The 13,519-nt window shown below is 69.0% G+C and carries 7 protein-coding genes, 1 tRNA gene and 1 pseudogene; 4 read left to right on the top strand and 5 right to left on the bottom strand.

Going from position 1 to position 13,519, the window contains the following annotated elements; translation table 11 throughout:
* Nucleotides 1-3,254: NACHT domain-containing protein (locus AB0K07_RS10585; RefSeq protein ID WP_363753131.1), on the bottom strand; the 3,254-nt coding region annotated here is incomplete at its 3' end.
* Between the two features lie 67 nt (nt 3,255-3,321).
* On the opposite strand from AB0K07_RS10585, the gene AB0K07_RS10580 reads away from it, so the two are divergent.
* The gene (locus tag AB0K07_RS10580; protein ID WP_363753128.1) at nt 3,322-4,005 is read left to right on the top strand and encodes an SDR family NAD(P)-dependent oxidoreductase; all 684 of its coding nucleotides are present in this window, start codon (nt 3,322-3,324) and stop codon (nt 4,003-4,005) included.
* Between the two features lie 416 nt (nt 4,006-4,421).
* On the opposite strand, the gene AB0K07_RS10575 is transcribed toward AB0K07_RS10580, so the two are convergent.
* The 3 genes from AB0K07_RS10575 to AB0K07_RS10565 form a co-directional block, all read right to left on the bottom strand.
* Nucleotides 4,422-4,883 (bottom strand): hypothetical protein, encoded by a 462-nt coding sequence (locus AB0K07_RS10575; protein ID WP_363753125.1) that lies wholly within the window; start codon nt 4,881-4,883, stop codon nt 4,422-4,424.
* A gap of 155 nt (nt 4,884-5,038) precedes the next feature.
* Nucleotides 5,039-5,368, bottom strand: coding sequence for a hypothetical protein (locus AB0K07_RS10570; RefSeq protein ID WP_363753122.1), 330 nt, complete (start codon nt 5,366-5,368; stop codon nt 5,039-5,041).
* 329 nt (nt 5,369-5,697) lie between these two features.
* Entirely contained in the window at nt 5,698-7,329 is a 1,632-nt protein-coding gene (locus tag AB0K07_RS10565) for a hypothetical protein (protein ID WP_363753119.1), read from the bottom strand.
* A gap of 989 nt (nt 7,330-8,318) precedes the next feature.
* Between AB0K07_RS10565 and AB0K07_RS10560 the strand changes: the two genes are divergently transcribed.
* Nucleotides 8,319-10,001 carry a recombinase family protein gene (locus tag AB0K07_RS10560; protein WP_363753116.1) on the top strand — a complete coding sequence of 561 codons (1,683 nt, stop codon included), beginning with the start codon at nt 8,319-8,321 and terminating at the stop codon, nt 9,999-10,001.
* Here AB0K07_RS10560 and AB0K07_RS10555 read toward each other — a convergent pair.
* Nucleotides 9,983-10,066, bottom strand: a tRNA-Leu gene (locus tag AB0K07_RS10555). The two genes, AB0K07_RS10560 and AB0K07_RS10555, sit on opposite strands and share 19 nt — an antisense overlap.
* A 233-nt stretch (nt 10,067-10,299) precedes the next feature.
* Between AB0K07_RS10555 and AB0K07_RS10550 the strand changes: the two are divergent.
* Nucleotides 10,300-10,473, top strand: a pseudogene (locus AB0K07_RS10550) (tetratricopeptide repeat protein); the annotation flags it as partial.
* A gap of 2,157 nt (nt 10,474-12,630) precedes the next feature.
* A complete protein-coding gene (locus tag AB0K07_RS10545; RefSeq protein WP_363754267.1) occupies nt 12,631-13,422 on the top strand; it encodes a hypothetical protein in 792 nt (263 codons plus the stop codon).
* Nucleotides 13,423-13,519 lie beyond the last annotated feature (97 nt).

Below are 13,519 nucleotides of genomic sequence, written 5' to 3'. Positions count from 1 at the left end.
ACCGCTGCGGTGAGTGCCGGCCCGGTCAACGCCCCTCCTCCCGCCAACGCAGCCATCGCCATTGCCCGCACGCCCACATCCGCGTCACCGGTGGCGATCTCGACCAATGCGGTGATCGCCCGCCCTTGCAACGTCCCGCCCTGCGCCAACGCTCCCATCGCCAGTGCCCGCGCGTCCCGGCCGGCGTCCCCGGTGGCGATCTCGACCGCTGCGGTGAGTGCCGGCCCGGTCAACGACCCGCTCTGCGCCAACGCTGTCATCGCCAGTGCCCGTGCGCCCACATCCGCGTGACCGGTGGCGATCTCGGCCAATGCGGTGATCGCCGGCCCCTGCAACGTCCCGCCCTGCGCCAACATGCCCATCGCCACTGCCCGCACGCCCAGGCCCGCGTAACCAGAACTAGTGGCGATCTCGACCAGGGCGGCGATCACCGGCGACGTCAATGCCCCGCCCTGCATTAATGCTCCCAGGGTCTCAATCCGCACCCTCAGGTCCACGCCACCGCTGGCGATCTCGACCGCTGCGGCGATCACCGGCGCGGTCAACGCCCCGCTTCGCGCCAACGCTCCCACCGCCCGCGCCCGCACGCCCGGGTCCGGGTGACCGGTGGCGATCTCGATCAACGCCGGCGCGGTCAACCCCCCGCCCCGCGTCAGCGCTCCAACCGCCTCCATCTGCGCGTCCAAGCCGGCGTCACCGGTGGCGATCTCGACCGCCGCGGCGATCACCGGCGCGGTCAATGGCCCAATTCGCGCCAACGCTTCCACCGCTCGCGCCCGAACGAACGGTTCGGCGTGGCCGGTGGTGGCGAGTGTCGTCAGAGCGGTGTCAGCGTGGGGTGTGGGCGGGCCGAGTGTAGTTGCGATGTTGGCCAGATCGATGAATACGTTGGGGTTGGAATTGGCGAGGGTGGTGACTTGTTGGTCCACCGTTTTGCAGAAACGTTCTCCGGCCCTGGTGCCCGTGAGTGCGGTCAGCCTCGCGATGAGGGCTTGGCGGTAGCTGCGATATCGGCATCGGCTGGAGCACGGTGTGAGCAATTCCGTGATGGCCTGGTGGAGCACTGCGTCGATAGTGGCAGTTTGTAGCGGAGTGTCGTCGGCCAGGACGCGGAGCATGAACAGGAAATCTCGGCCCAGCAGGTCCTCGTATGGGGTCGGAGCGGCGGTCGCGGGCCAGATTGCCTCTGCGACGACGGCTTCGACCTGTTCGGCGTAGTCGGTGCCGATCAGGCCGAGGGCGAGCAGGATCGGTTCGTCGTAACGGGGATCATGTAGGCGGCTACGGATCGCAGTGATCCGCTGCTCGCTGGCGCCGCGGAACGCGAGGGCCCGACCGGCGTAGTACTCCTCGAACGTGAGGTGCGCGAATCCGTACCGGCCCGGCGCCCGCTCGACCAGCAGCCCAGTGTGGGTGTCAGCCTTTTCGACGAACTCGCCCACCCCCAGCCCAGCATTCGTGCGTAGCGGGTCGGCCTCACCCAACACGGCCGGGTCCCATTCGGTGCCGTGGTTTGCGGCCCACAACGGACCCAACACCCTCAGCAGTTCCAACCGGCTGGCCGCGCCCTCTGCGCGGTGCTGGTGCAACCACCATCCCAACTCGGTGAGCCAGCGGGTCAGGATCCGCTCGTCGGGCAGATCGGCTTCGGCGACGCCTTGCGCGCTGCGCCAGGTCCTGCCGAGTGCGTTGCATACCTCCACATACGCCTCGACCCGCCGGTGCGGCAGCCGGCCACTGGCCCGGTGCACCAGCACCAACGCCGTCAGTAGCAAAGGATTTGCTGCCAACCGTCGCACGCCCGCGTTCGCCGCTAACGCCTGCCGGATCGCATTGGCTTCCCGCTGCCCCGCCTGCAGGATCGCCCGTTCGCTCTTCTCCGGTGTTTCGGCTTGTTCTACCTGCCGGCAATAGACATCCAGGAACCGGTCTATCGTGTCCTGGTCCATGTCCTGCAACCGCACCGCCACAAACGGCTCCGGCAGTGGCGCAGCTTGATACCCGGCGATCCGGCTAGTTACCACAAACCGGTTGCCCTGCCTAGTATGCGCGGTGACGAAACGGGTCACGGCGGCTACCACTTCCCGGCGCAGTTCGGCGGAGGCGATCTCATCCATGCCGTCCAATAGCACCAAACACCGGCCGGCACTTAGTTCACGCCGCAGCAGGTCCGCAAGACCCGGCGTGCGACATTCCAACCGCCCCAGGTAGGCTGGCAGGAACTCACCGATGCTCCCGATGGGATACCCGTGCCGGGCATAATCCCCGACACGTACATAGATCGGGAAGCGCGCTAGCCGCCCCTGCACCGAGTTCTTCGCTGTCAGCGCCAAGGCGTGGGTGAACGCCAGGTACTTCAGCAGAGTCGTCTTGCCCGTACCTGGATCACCCAACACCAGCAGATGGGCCGTGTTCCGCACGGCGTCCAGCACCGACGTCACCTGCGCACGGTCCAGTCCGCCCTCAGAGTCGAACCGGCGCCCGCACTGCAGATACAACCGGTCCAGGGCCGCCTCGAACTCGGTCTGGTTCAACCGTCCCGACTCAACCAGGGCGGTCAGCTTGGCCCGTTCCTGCTCGAACCAAACTCGAGCACGATCACCAGGGTGCTTCTCCTGGCGCGCGTGCAGCCCGACGAACACCTCCGCCAGTGGCAACTGCACCGTGGTCTTGCGTACCACCCCCGCTGTACGTAGATACCGGTGCTGGTCGGCCAACCAATGCAGATAGGCCACCTGATCGTCCTCACTCGCAGCGGTGGCACCCGAGTGCTCGGCCAACCGCACCGCCGCCTGCGCCACGTGCGCGGCGTCCGCCCGTCCCAACACAGCCTGCAGCGCGGGCTCCGCTCGCACCTCGACAGCCAGTTCGTCCAGCAACGTTTTGAACACCGGCCGCAGCACCACAATTCGGTCGAGCCGATCGTCTTCCGACACCGACGGCCCCAACGAGTCCACCGCCCGCCGGGCTAGCCCGGCGCCGGACGGCACCGCCCTGGGGATCAGCACCTTCGCCAATTCCTCGGCACCCTCATGCGCCCAGAAGCCCTCGTTAACATCGGCATTCGCCAACAGGCGACCATGATCATTTTCGACCGTCGCGAATGCCCGGGCCAACGCCCGGGCCAACGCCTTCTGCTCCGGATCCCCGAAAGCCCGCGTTCGCACATCACTGAGTGCAGAACCAGCCAACTCCTTGCCGACAAAGGCGAGGAGCGATTCCGCCACGGGTGCCAGCACCGACACAAAGTCCACGACCAGAAGCATAGAGGCAATTAACCACTCAGTTTCATGAATAAATCTCACTAACGCTCTCGCCTCCGTGCGGACCTTCGCGGCAGAGCTGGCTGGCGACCACCCGGCGATCGACCTGCTGGTCAACAACGCCGGCGTGGTGCTGCTTGGCCCACGTCGCACCTCCGCCGACGGATTCGAGCTGCACCTCGCCACCAACATGTTGGGCCACTTCGTACTGACCGGCCTGCTGCTCGGCAACCTGGCCGCGGCGCGGGAAGCCCGCGTGGTCAGTCTCAGCTCGATCACCCACAAGAACGCGCACCTGGACCTCAATGACCTGATGTTCGAACACGACTATCGGGCAGCCACCGCCTACGGCCGGTCCAAGCTCGCCACCACGATCTTCGGCATCGAACTGGACCGCCGCCTGCGCGCCGCCGGAACGCCGATCGTCAGCGCCCTGGCCCACCCCGGCCTCACCCGCACCAACCTGACTCCGCGTGCCTGGGAACACCGTGGCCGATTCGGGCGACTGATCGCGTCGGCCGGCCTGCTGGCAACCCAACCGGTGGCGCACGGCGCGCTGCCGCAATTGCACGCTGCGACCGAGCCCGGCGTGCGGGGTGGCCAGTTCTTCGGCCCGTCCGGACTCTGGGAGACGCGAGGCAGAGTCACCGAGGCGCGGCTCAGCCAGGAAGCCGCCGACCCGGCCGTCGGCACGCGGCTGTGGGCGGCAGCCGCAGACCTGACCGGCGTCAACTACCTCTGACCTACGACCGTCACCGGCTGGCCGGCAGCAATCCGCAGCGTCGCGATCAGCCGCCGCACCTGCCTTCGCGCGGCTGCCAGGCACGATCGCGGGTCCGCCCATGGCGTGAGCGGAAGCCGCCCTACCGCCTCTGCGGGGACGCCAACGCTAATGCCTTCGGGTCCGTCGAAGAGGTCTCCACCCCGAAGCGCCTGGTCAGGGCGCTGCCCGTGGGATCGGAGTCTCAAATGACGGAACCACAGCCGGCCCCAGCAAGCCCTCCACAACGCTTCACATCGGCCTACAGCACACCCACAGGCGTGGCGTTAGGCGGCCCGAGACGCCGGCCGGCGCCAGCCATCCAGGGAGCAGGATGCCTGACCACTTCGACCTGACAGAAGAGCTCCAACAAGGACTCGCTTCCGCCGCCGCAGGCCTCAAACGACTGTAAGCCCGCCATCCTCGTACGCGCTGCGCGCGGGAGGCGGAGCCTCCAACAGCTCAACCCAAGACTGCTCACTTAACCCGATCTCGATCCGGAGCCGGATGGGGGTGTCGTGGTAGTGCTTCCGCCACGCGGCTTCGCCGCCGAAATACCAGCTCGGTGCTGTCGACCGCTCGAGGGTGAACAGCCACGAGTCCGTCACCGCCCGGCCTTCCTGCGTGGCGGTCCGTCCTACCCGGTCCGCACCGTCGGTTCCGGGACGCAGCCGGAACGGTCCCCACACCTGCCGCTGCCATTCCTCCTCTGAGTAGCCGCGGTGGGTGCCGGGGAAGACGCGGTCTTTATCGTTGCGGACCTCCACGCGAATCCACTCGTACCGCTCCACCTCGCGCGGCCCGAGCAGCTTCACGCTCAATAGTCCCGTGTCGGGGCTGAATCGCAGATCGGAGGTCACGTCCAAGACGGGCCGCATCTCCTGGTGCCGACGCCGTGTCTCAGCGTGGGCTTGATCCCTTCGAGTGCCGGCGGAGGTGCGCCACGCCAACGTGGCAACCGCCGCCCCCACTGCAGCGAGCGGCACCCCCACCAGGGCGGCAACGTCTGCGGCGTTCACTTCTCGCCCGTCCACTGCTTGGCGGACGGCCGAGACAGAGCCACACCAATCCCAATTGCCAGCGGCACCACCAGCAGTGCCACACCCGGGTTAGACAGCGACACCAAGCCCAACAGAATCGCTAGCAGATATCCGAGCAGCACGGCCGGACCCCAACGGCGTTGCAGACCGAGGGCGGCCACCAGACATGCGGCACCGACCGTTCCGAGAAACACAACCGCAGCCAACCGGTCCGAGCCGGCGGCGGCGTTCAGGGCTGCGCCCACCGCCATCGTCACGCCGATGATCCAGTACAGGCCGACGGGGATGAGGACACTGTTGGGCATCGGCCCGTGGTATCGAGCACTGTTCACGGGCGCATGGTCGCCGACGACGCCACCACGAGCACGGGTCGTGTCAGGTAGGCGACAACACTTCGTGATCGTTGTCCCGCGTCAAGACCCCTTGACCGGCTTGAACGGTGACGGTGGCTGATCAGCGCCCGCAGATCGGCCTCGCCGACCACCAGGAGCAACTCAATCAGCGACTCCGGAGCGCCCTGACCGACGGCGAGCAGAGCGCGGAGAGGCTTCTTCGGGGCCCCCGGAGAACTCATCGCGCCGGAGGTGCAGGTCGAGGGCACAGGCCCAGCGGGCTGCCGGCTGGAGAGTGCCCGCTACACCAGGTCGCGAGCGACCTGCGCGCCGAGCCACAGCGCCGCGGCGGCATGAGGAACGGTGTTGAGCGGAGTGAGCCGCTGCCTACCGGTGAGCGCGAACTGATCGTCGAGTTCAACGCGGATCGAGTTCAGCCTCTTGCCGTGGATATCGTCGCGGTCGTCCTCAAACTCCCAGTTCAGGTTGAATCCGTGCCGGCGGCACTTGCGCTCCGCTCCGCTCACCAGCTCATCGAACCAGCCGGGCTGACGCACCAGCACGAGCACGTACACCTCGGGGCGGAGGGTGAGCAGCGGCACTGAGATGCCGGTATACCTGATCTCGACCGCCGGTCGTTCCCCGAAGGGCCCGGGCTGAGTGGCGTTGAGCAGGTGCTGGATCGGCCAGATGCCGCCGAGTGCATCGCGAAGGTCCCGGCTGTCGAAGGCCAAGTCGTCGTACCCGAACAGCTCCTCGGCGAACTCGCGAAGGAAGGCTCGTTTCACCGAGTACTCCGAGCGCTCGCTGCCGTACCGGGAGCTGGTCGGCGCGAGGATTCCGGAGGGAAAGACATGCTGGAAGCCCGGATGCGTCTTGACATCCCCGGATCTCCGGCTCAACAGCGCGCTGTACCCGTGCTGTTCTTTCACGATCACTACTGCCGCCACCGACAAGGCGGCCGCTCGGTGGGCACCGTTGAAGAGCTCGTCTCCGCCAGCCTGTTCTCGCAGCCAGGCACGTCGCGGGAAGTCGCTCAACGACCACACGGCATCCGGTCGGTGACTTACGACGTTGATGAACTCGCGTTCGAGCATTTCCGAGGTGGCCACCGATTGGAAGTAGGTGCCGTAACGAGCATGAATACGGACTTTGCCGGGCCCGTGGCGCTCGATCGTGTCGAGCGCGAACGTCTCCGCGTTGAACCGCCGAACTTCGTCGCGCCGCCAGTAGGTGCGGCGGAACTCCGCCCTGCCGCGGTGGTCGAAACCACGACCTTCCGCGTCGTACCGGCGCCTGTCAGGCCGGGAATTATCGGTGATGTCGCCAATCGCCGAGTCGAGGTCGCCTCTGAGCTCGGGTGCCGCGATCTCGGCCCAGATCGGGAAGGTGACGCCGCCTAGCGACACCAACGGGGTTTCGGGGTACAGCCTCCGCAGTGTTCCTTCCCAGCCGGCTGCGTGGAAGACCTTCCTGACGCGGCTGTCTGATATCGAGTGCCGCTTGCTTTCCAACTCGGCCAGCGTCCGTAGCGGCCAGGGGCCAGGCTGGTGAGGCGCTGTACGCACATGGAGCTCTTGATGTGGCATCTCACAAGTACAACCATCGGACCGGTGCCCTGCGGAGTCTTCAGCGATCGTCATTGGAACTGCGGCCGACCCGTCGCGGCGAGAACGCGCCTCCACCGTCGCCACCACCACAAGCAGTATCAGAAAGGCGCCCAGCACCAGGAGCAGCCATCGCTCACCGGGCACGTCGACGCGGTTGGTGACCAGATTGCCGGCCAGCCCGAGCATCGCGGTCGCAATGGCGGCAACCACTGCCTGAGCCGCTCCGCGCGTGCGTCTGTCTCGCCGATCCATCCCAGCCCCTGCAATCGCAGCCCCGGAGGTGATGGCAAGTGTCAGGGCCATCTCCACCGTGTCGAAAAGCACCGGTTGGCCATCTGCCGCAGCGCCTGCCAGAGACTCTAGGGATTCGAGGTCCGACTAACCTCCACCGGCCGGACAGCGTCGCGTCGGCCATAGAACCCGGTGACCTGACCCTTCGGGCTCGCCGAAGAGGTCACTGTTCAGGAAGCCCTGCTCAGAGCTTCGCCAGTGGGATCTGGGTCTCAGCTCGCGGGAACCGTACCGACGCCACCGCGTCGACAGCCAGAGCCGCGCATCGATGCGGGCTGGCCTCGTGATTGGCGCCGGTAGGCCTCAGTTCAACAGCCGTCACCAGCCAGTCGGGAGGCTGGAGGCTTGACCTCTTCGGTATCCATGAAGTGCTCTCGGAGCACTGCTGATCCGTGCTGAAGCGCAGCAACGCACGCCAGCACCGCAGCTCGCCACATCCCGTAAGTTCGCTACTCGATTGCCATGCACTCCTAGCGCCCGCCCTACTTGACCAGCGGCCGATGCCTCAGGCATCGGCCGCTTCTCTATGCCCTGACGCCAAACCAGCAAGCCACCCAACTCCCGGAGGAACTCACCCATGACAACCCACCCAACCGCTACGGCGCCAACCAGCCACGCATCAAGGCACCACGCCTCGGAACCGCCTCACAACCGAACCGGCGCTGCCATCGGCCACCCAACGGCCGAGCCTCGGATGCGAGTAACCAAAGTCGCGACGCGGGCAACGCAAGAAGGCCGACTTGCAGGTCGACCGCCGGACGGAGGCGCATGACGCAGCCATCCAGCGACCCACACGAGCGGCCATCACGCCCGAGTCCACCATCCGCGCCAGGCAGGCAACTTGACCGACCTAACGACGACAGCCGTTCATGGACGGTCGACGGCGGCACATCCACGGGGGTTAGCAGTGTGGTGGCTCCAGACCATCCACCCGAGCTGAACCCTCAGGCGGCTGCCGCCTTACTAAGGCTGCTCACCCGCTTCAACGACCGCCACGCCGAGCACTCAAAGCAGGAGAACGGATGACCTCCCCCGAACCAAAGCCCTTCGCTTTTTATGGCCGCGTCTCCACCGAGGACAACCAAGATCCGGAATCGTCGCGAGGGTGGCAACTCACCCGGGCGACAGCACTCATCCAGCCTCACGGCGGCCGCATCGTCACTGAGTACTTCGACGTGGGCCAGAGCCGCTCGCTGCCCTGGCAACGCCGAACCCAGGCCAACACTCTTCTCTCTGCGCTACGTAACCCACGTCGGGGCTTCTCCGCCGTCGTTGTGGGGGAACCCCACCGGGCCTTCTACGGCAACCAGTTCGGTCTCACGGTGCCACTCTTCGCGCACTACGGCGTCGAACTCTGGGTACCCGAGATCGGCGGCCCCATCGACCCCGACAACGAGGCACACGAACTTGTCATGTCCGTCTTCGGCGGCATGAGCAAAGGCGAACGCAACCGCAGAAAGCTGCGCGTCCGCACCGCCATGGCCGCCCAGACACTCCTGGAAGGCCGATACCTCGGCGGACGCCCGCCATACGGCTACACCCTGCGTGATCTCGGCCCTCACCCCAACCCCGCGAAGGCCGCCGACGGCAAATACCTCCGCGGGCTCACCCCGGATGCCCAGACCTCCGCCATCGTCCGCCGAATCTTCGACGAATTCCTCGCCGGCTACGGACTATTCGCCATCGCCGAAGGACTCACCGCCAACCACGTGCCCTGCCTCTCGGCACACGACCGGGCCCGCAACCGACACCGCAGCGGCATCGCCTGGTCCAAAAGCGCCATCCGCGTCATCCTCACCAACCCCCGCTACACCGGCCGGCAGGTGTGGAACAAGCAACGCACCGACGAAGTCCTCCTCGACGTCGACGACGTCGCACTGGGTCACACCGGCGTCATGCGCTGGAACACGCGCGACAAGTGGGTAGTCTCGAAGGAGATCACCCACCCACCCCTGATCGACGACGAGACCTTCGAGCAAGCGCAGGCCCTACTCACCCGTCGCGCGCGAGCCGTCGACCGTCAGGAGCGCCAGCGCCGCGCCCGCAACCCCTACGTCTTCCGGGGGATGATCTACTGCGCCGTCTGTCAGCGACGCATGCAAGGCCAGTACAACCACGGCGCCGCCTACTACCGCTGCCGCTTCCCCCAGGAATACGCCCTAACCAACGAGGTCGAACACCCCCGCAACGTCTACCTGCGCGAGGACGCCCTCACCGACCCGCTCGACGAGTGGCTGGCATCCGCGTTCACCCCGGACCACCTCGACCAAACGATCACCGCCATGTGCGACACCCAGCCAACGGTCCAACTGAGGCCACATGCGGCCGCAGCACAGGCCACGATCGCGGCCTGTGACGCAAAGCTCGCCCAGTACCGGGCCGCACTCGACGCCGGCGCAGATCCCGCACTAGTCACCGGTTGGATCACCCAAACCCAGGCCGAACGGACACGAGCCGAAGCTGATCTTCAAACGACCCAGCAGACAGAGCCACGTCGGATGAGCCGCTCCCAGATCGCCGACCTAGTCCGAGCGCTCGGCGACATCGCCACCGTGCTGCGCGACGCCGACCCCGACGACAAAGCCGAGGTCTACCGGCAACTCGGACTCCGACTCACCTACCAGACCGAAACGCAAACGGTGCGCGCTGCAGTGGATCTCAGCGCGCACCGTGGGGCAATGGTTTGTGTCCGAGGGGGGACTTGAACCCCCACGCCCTATACGGGCACTAGCACCTCAAGCTAGCGCGTCTGCCATTCCGCCACCCGGACTTGCTCGTTCAGCCTACCTCGCCGACCTGGATGATCTTGCACCCGACGGTCGGCCCAGCGGGCCGCACGGGGAGTTACTGTACACGCCACTCGTGGATCATGCACATCGCCATCCGACCCCTCTATCGAGGCGGTCCCACCGCTGCTCAGACCGTCTCGCGAGGGGTCACCGACGCGCCGCCGAAGGCGTGTCCGGGTAGCGTCCGGCGGCCCTCTGACGGCAGCATTGCCACGTGCCCCATCCCTCTCCTCTGGCAGCCGCCCAGCACCGGGCCCTCGCCCTGCGCGCCGCGGGCGACCTCAGCGCAGCCAGGCAACTGCTCGCGGAGGCCGTCGAATCCGCCCGCCCGCCCTACGGCGAGGACCACCCCGAGGTGCTGCACACCGCGCACCTGCTGGCCCGGCTGCACCGGGAGGCCGACGACCCGCTCGCCGCCCGCCGCGTGCTGGAGGAGGCGTTCGCCGCGGGCGAGCGACGCTGGGAACACTCCAACCCAGTGATGCTCGCGCTCGCCTTCGAGCTCGCTGAGGTCGCCGAGGAGCTGGGCAACCGCCACGAGGCCCGGCGCAACTACACCCGCGTCGCCACCGCCGGGCCCGCCGTGCTCGGGGAGCACCACCCCGCGGTACGCGCCGCCCGCCACTACCTCGGCGACGCCGCGCCGGCCGAGCGGCATCCGTCGCCACCGGCGCCCCGGCCGGCCCCGGACAACCGGTCCGCCGATCCCGTTCCGGCGGACGATGCCGGGACGCGCTCCGCGCTGTCCGGTCCGACGCTGTCCCTGGCGACCATCGCCGCGATGCGGCCGTCGGCGGGCAGCCCCCCGGCCGCCGCGTCGCCCTGGGCTCCGCCGCCACCGCCGGCCGCGCCCCGGTCGGCCCCTCCGGCGGTACGCGCACCCGCCGCACCGCCCCCACTCACCGATGCCGGTGCACCTCCGGTATCGACTCCCGCCTCCCGGATGACGCCGACCCAGCCGGCAGCCCGTCCGGCACCGACCTCCGTGCAGTCAGGGCCACCGCAGTCCGCAGCACCTCCCCCGCCGCCGGCACCTCTTGCACCGTCGTCCCCGACACCTGTCGCGCCGGCGCCAGCACGTCCCGGGCCTCCGCCGGCGGCACCTCCCACACTCCCGCCCTCGGCGCCTCCCATGCCGCCGCGCCAGCGCGCCGAGCAGCAGCCGGGACCAGCCCGACCGGCGGTCGACCCGTTGCCTCGTCCGGGGCCGGCGAGCCAGCCGGCGGAGCAGCAGCAGCTCGGGCCGCAGCCGCCCCTGTCCCCGTCCGGATCACCGGTACCGCCGCGTCAGCGGGTGGGCGGCCAACCACAGCATCCCGCGGTCGATGCGCCGCCCCCGCCGACGCCATCCGCCCAGGCGCCCGCCGCCGCGTCGCCAACCCCGGCGATGCCGGCGGCTCCGGCTCCCCGGTGGGACAACCCGACGATTCAGGTACGACAGATCGAGCCGCTGCTGGCCGAGGAGGCCGCTCGGGTCGGAGCCACGCCGGCCGAGGCGAGCGGGTCAACCCATGTGGCGGCCGGGCCGTCCACGGCCAGCAGCCCTCCCGGGCCAACCCACCCGGTCGGCGCAGCACCGAACCACCCGGTGAGCGCCCCGCCTGGCCATCCGTCGAGCGGTCCGTCCGCTCCCCCGCGGTCCATCTCCGGACCTCCCGGACCGCCGGTGTCGGCAGGCACGCCGGGGCGCCCGGCGCAGCTCGGCACGTCGCCCGGCTATCCCACCCTGGCAGGCCATTCCCAACCCGGCCCGGCGGGCCATCCCCAGCCCGTTTCCGGGGCGCCCGGGCACCCGTACCCGGTCTCCGGGCCACCCGCCCCCGTGTCGGGACCACCCAACTACGGCCAACCCGTCTCCGCACCCCCCGGCCACAACCACCCCGTCTCCGGACCACCCGGGCACCCCTACCCCGTGTCCGGGCCGCCCGACTACGCGCAGCCCGTGTCCGGAATGCCCGGCCACAGCCAGCCGGTGTCCGGACCGCCGGGCCAGCCCTACCCGGTGTCGGGGCCACCCGGCTACCACCAGCCCGTCTCCGCGCCACCGGGCCACCACCACCCCGTGTCCGGCCCGCCCGGCTACGACCAACCCGTCTCCGCGCCACCGGGCCACCCGGTGTCCGGCCCACCCGGCTACGACCAACCCGTCTCCGCGCCGCCCGGCCACCACTATCCGGTGTCCGGTCCGCCCGTGTCGGCGCCGCCGGTGAGCGGGCCGCCCGTACCGCCGTGGGGGTTGACCGCGCCGCCGTGGAGCCGCACCGCACCGCCGCAGCCGTTGCCCACGGCGGGCAACGATCCGGCGGGCGGATCCCGGATGGACGGACAGCGGACCGAGGCTGACGTCGTGCCAGGTGGACTCGATCCCACGGCGATGCCGCCCGGCGTAGCGGCGCCGGGAGTGACACCGCCGGCCCCGACCGAGATGTTCCCGCCTGTCGGGCCGGCCAGCGGCGGTCCCGCAAGCCTCAATCAGCCGAGCACCGCCCAGCCGGACCCGAGCGCTCGACAGTCGAGCCCCGTCGCGGCACCGGTCGAGCCGGCAATGTCCGACTGGTCACCGGTCGCCGACCCGACCCCGACGGCACCGACCGCCAGCGGGTACCCCGAACCTGTACCGACTCCGCCGGACCCAGCGGCTCCGGGTCCCTTCGCGTCACCGGGCCCGACCTACCCCGCGTCCGGGCCGGTCATTGAGCAGCATCCGAGCCAGGATCTGCACCCGGCCCAGCAGTACAACCCGGGCCACGAGGTGTACCCGGCTCAGCAGTACCACCCGGGCCAGGTGGTGTACCCGGCTCAGCAGTACCACCCGGGCCAGGTGGTGTACCCGGTCCAGCATTACCACCCGGGTCAGGACGGGTACCGGCCTGCGTACACCGATGAGGGGTCGACCGGGCGTAGCCGGGCGACGCTGATCGGCGCGGCGGTGGCCGCCGGGGTGGCCGTGGTGGCGGTGGCCGGTCTGGGCGCGGTGGTGCTGAACCGCGACGACGCGCCGCCGCCGACCGGGACCGCGCCGACGGCGGCGGCGTCGACGGCGGCGGCCGGGCCTCCGCCGGGCGATCTGAAGCTGCGGGACGACTCGGTCACGATCACTCTGACCTGGACGGACCCGTCCCAGGGCGCGGTGCCGTTCATGGTGGCCGGTGGACGGGCGGGGCAGGCGCTGGGCGTGATGGCCACCGTGGACCCGGGCCGGACCAGCTACACGGTCAACGGCCTGAACTCCCGGGTGGACTACTGCTTCACCGTGCTGGCGGTCTACTCCACCGACAGCTTCGCCACCTCCGGGCAGGTCTGCACCGAGCGGGATCGGGCGACTCCACCGAGCTGAGCTGGGCGTCCACACCGCACACGCTCGGTATCCACAGGGGTGACGGTGCGGGTTCCCCCGCCACCGGCCGGGCCATATGATGGCACCCGGCTCAGGG

This window comes from Micromonospora sp. NPDC049301 (assembly GCF_040678715.1).
Classification (GTDB): domain Bacteria; phylum Actinomycetota; class Actinomycetes; order Mycobacteriales; family Micromonosporaceae; genus Micromonospora.
This window is presented reverse-complemented; position numbering and strand designations above follow the sequence as displayed.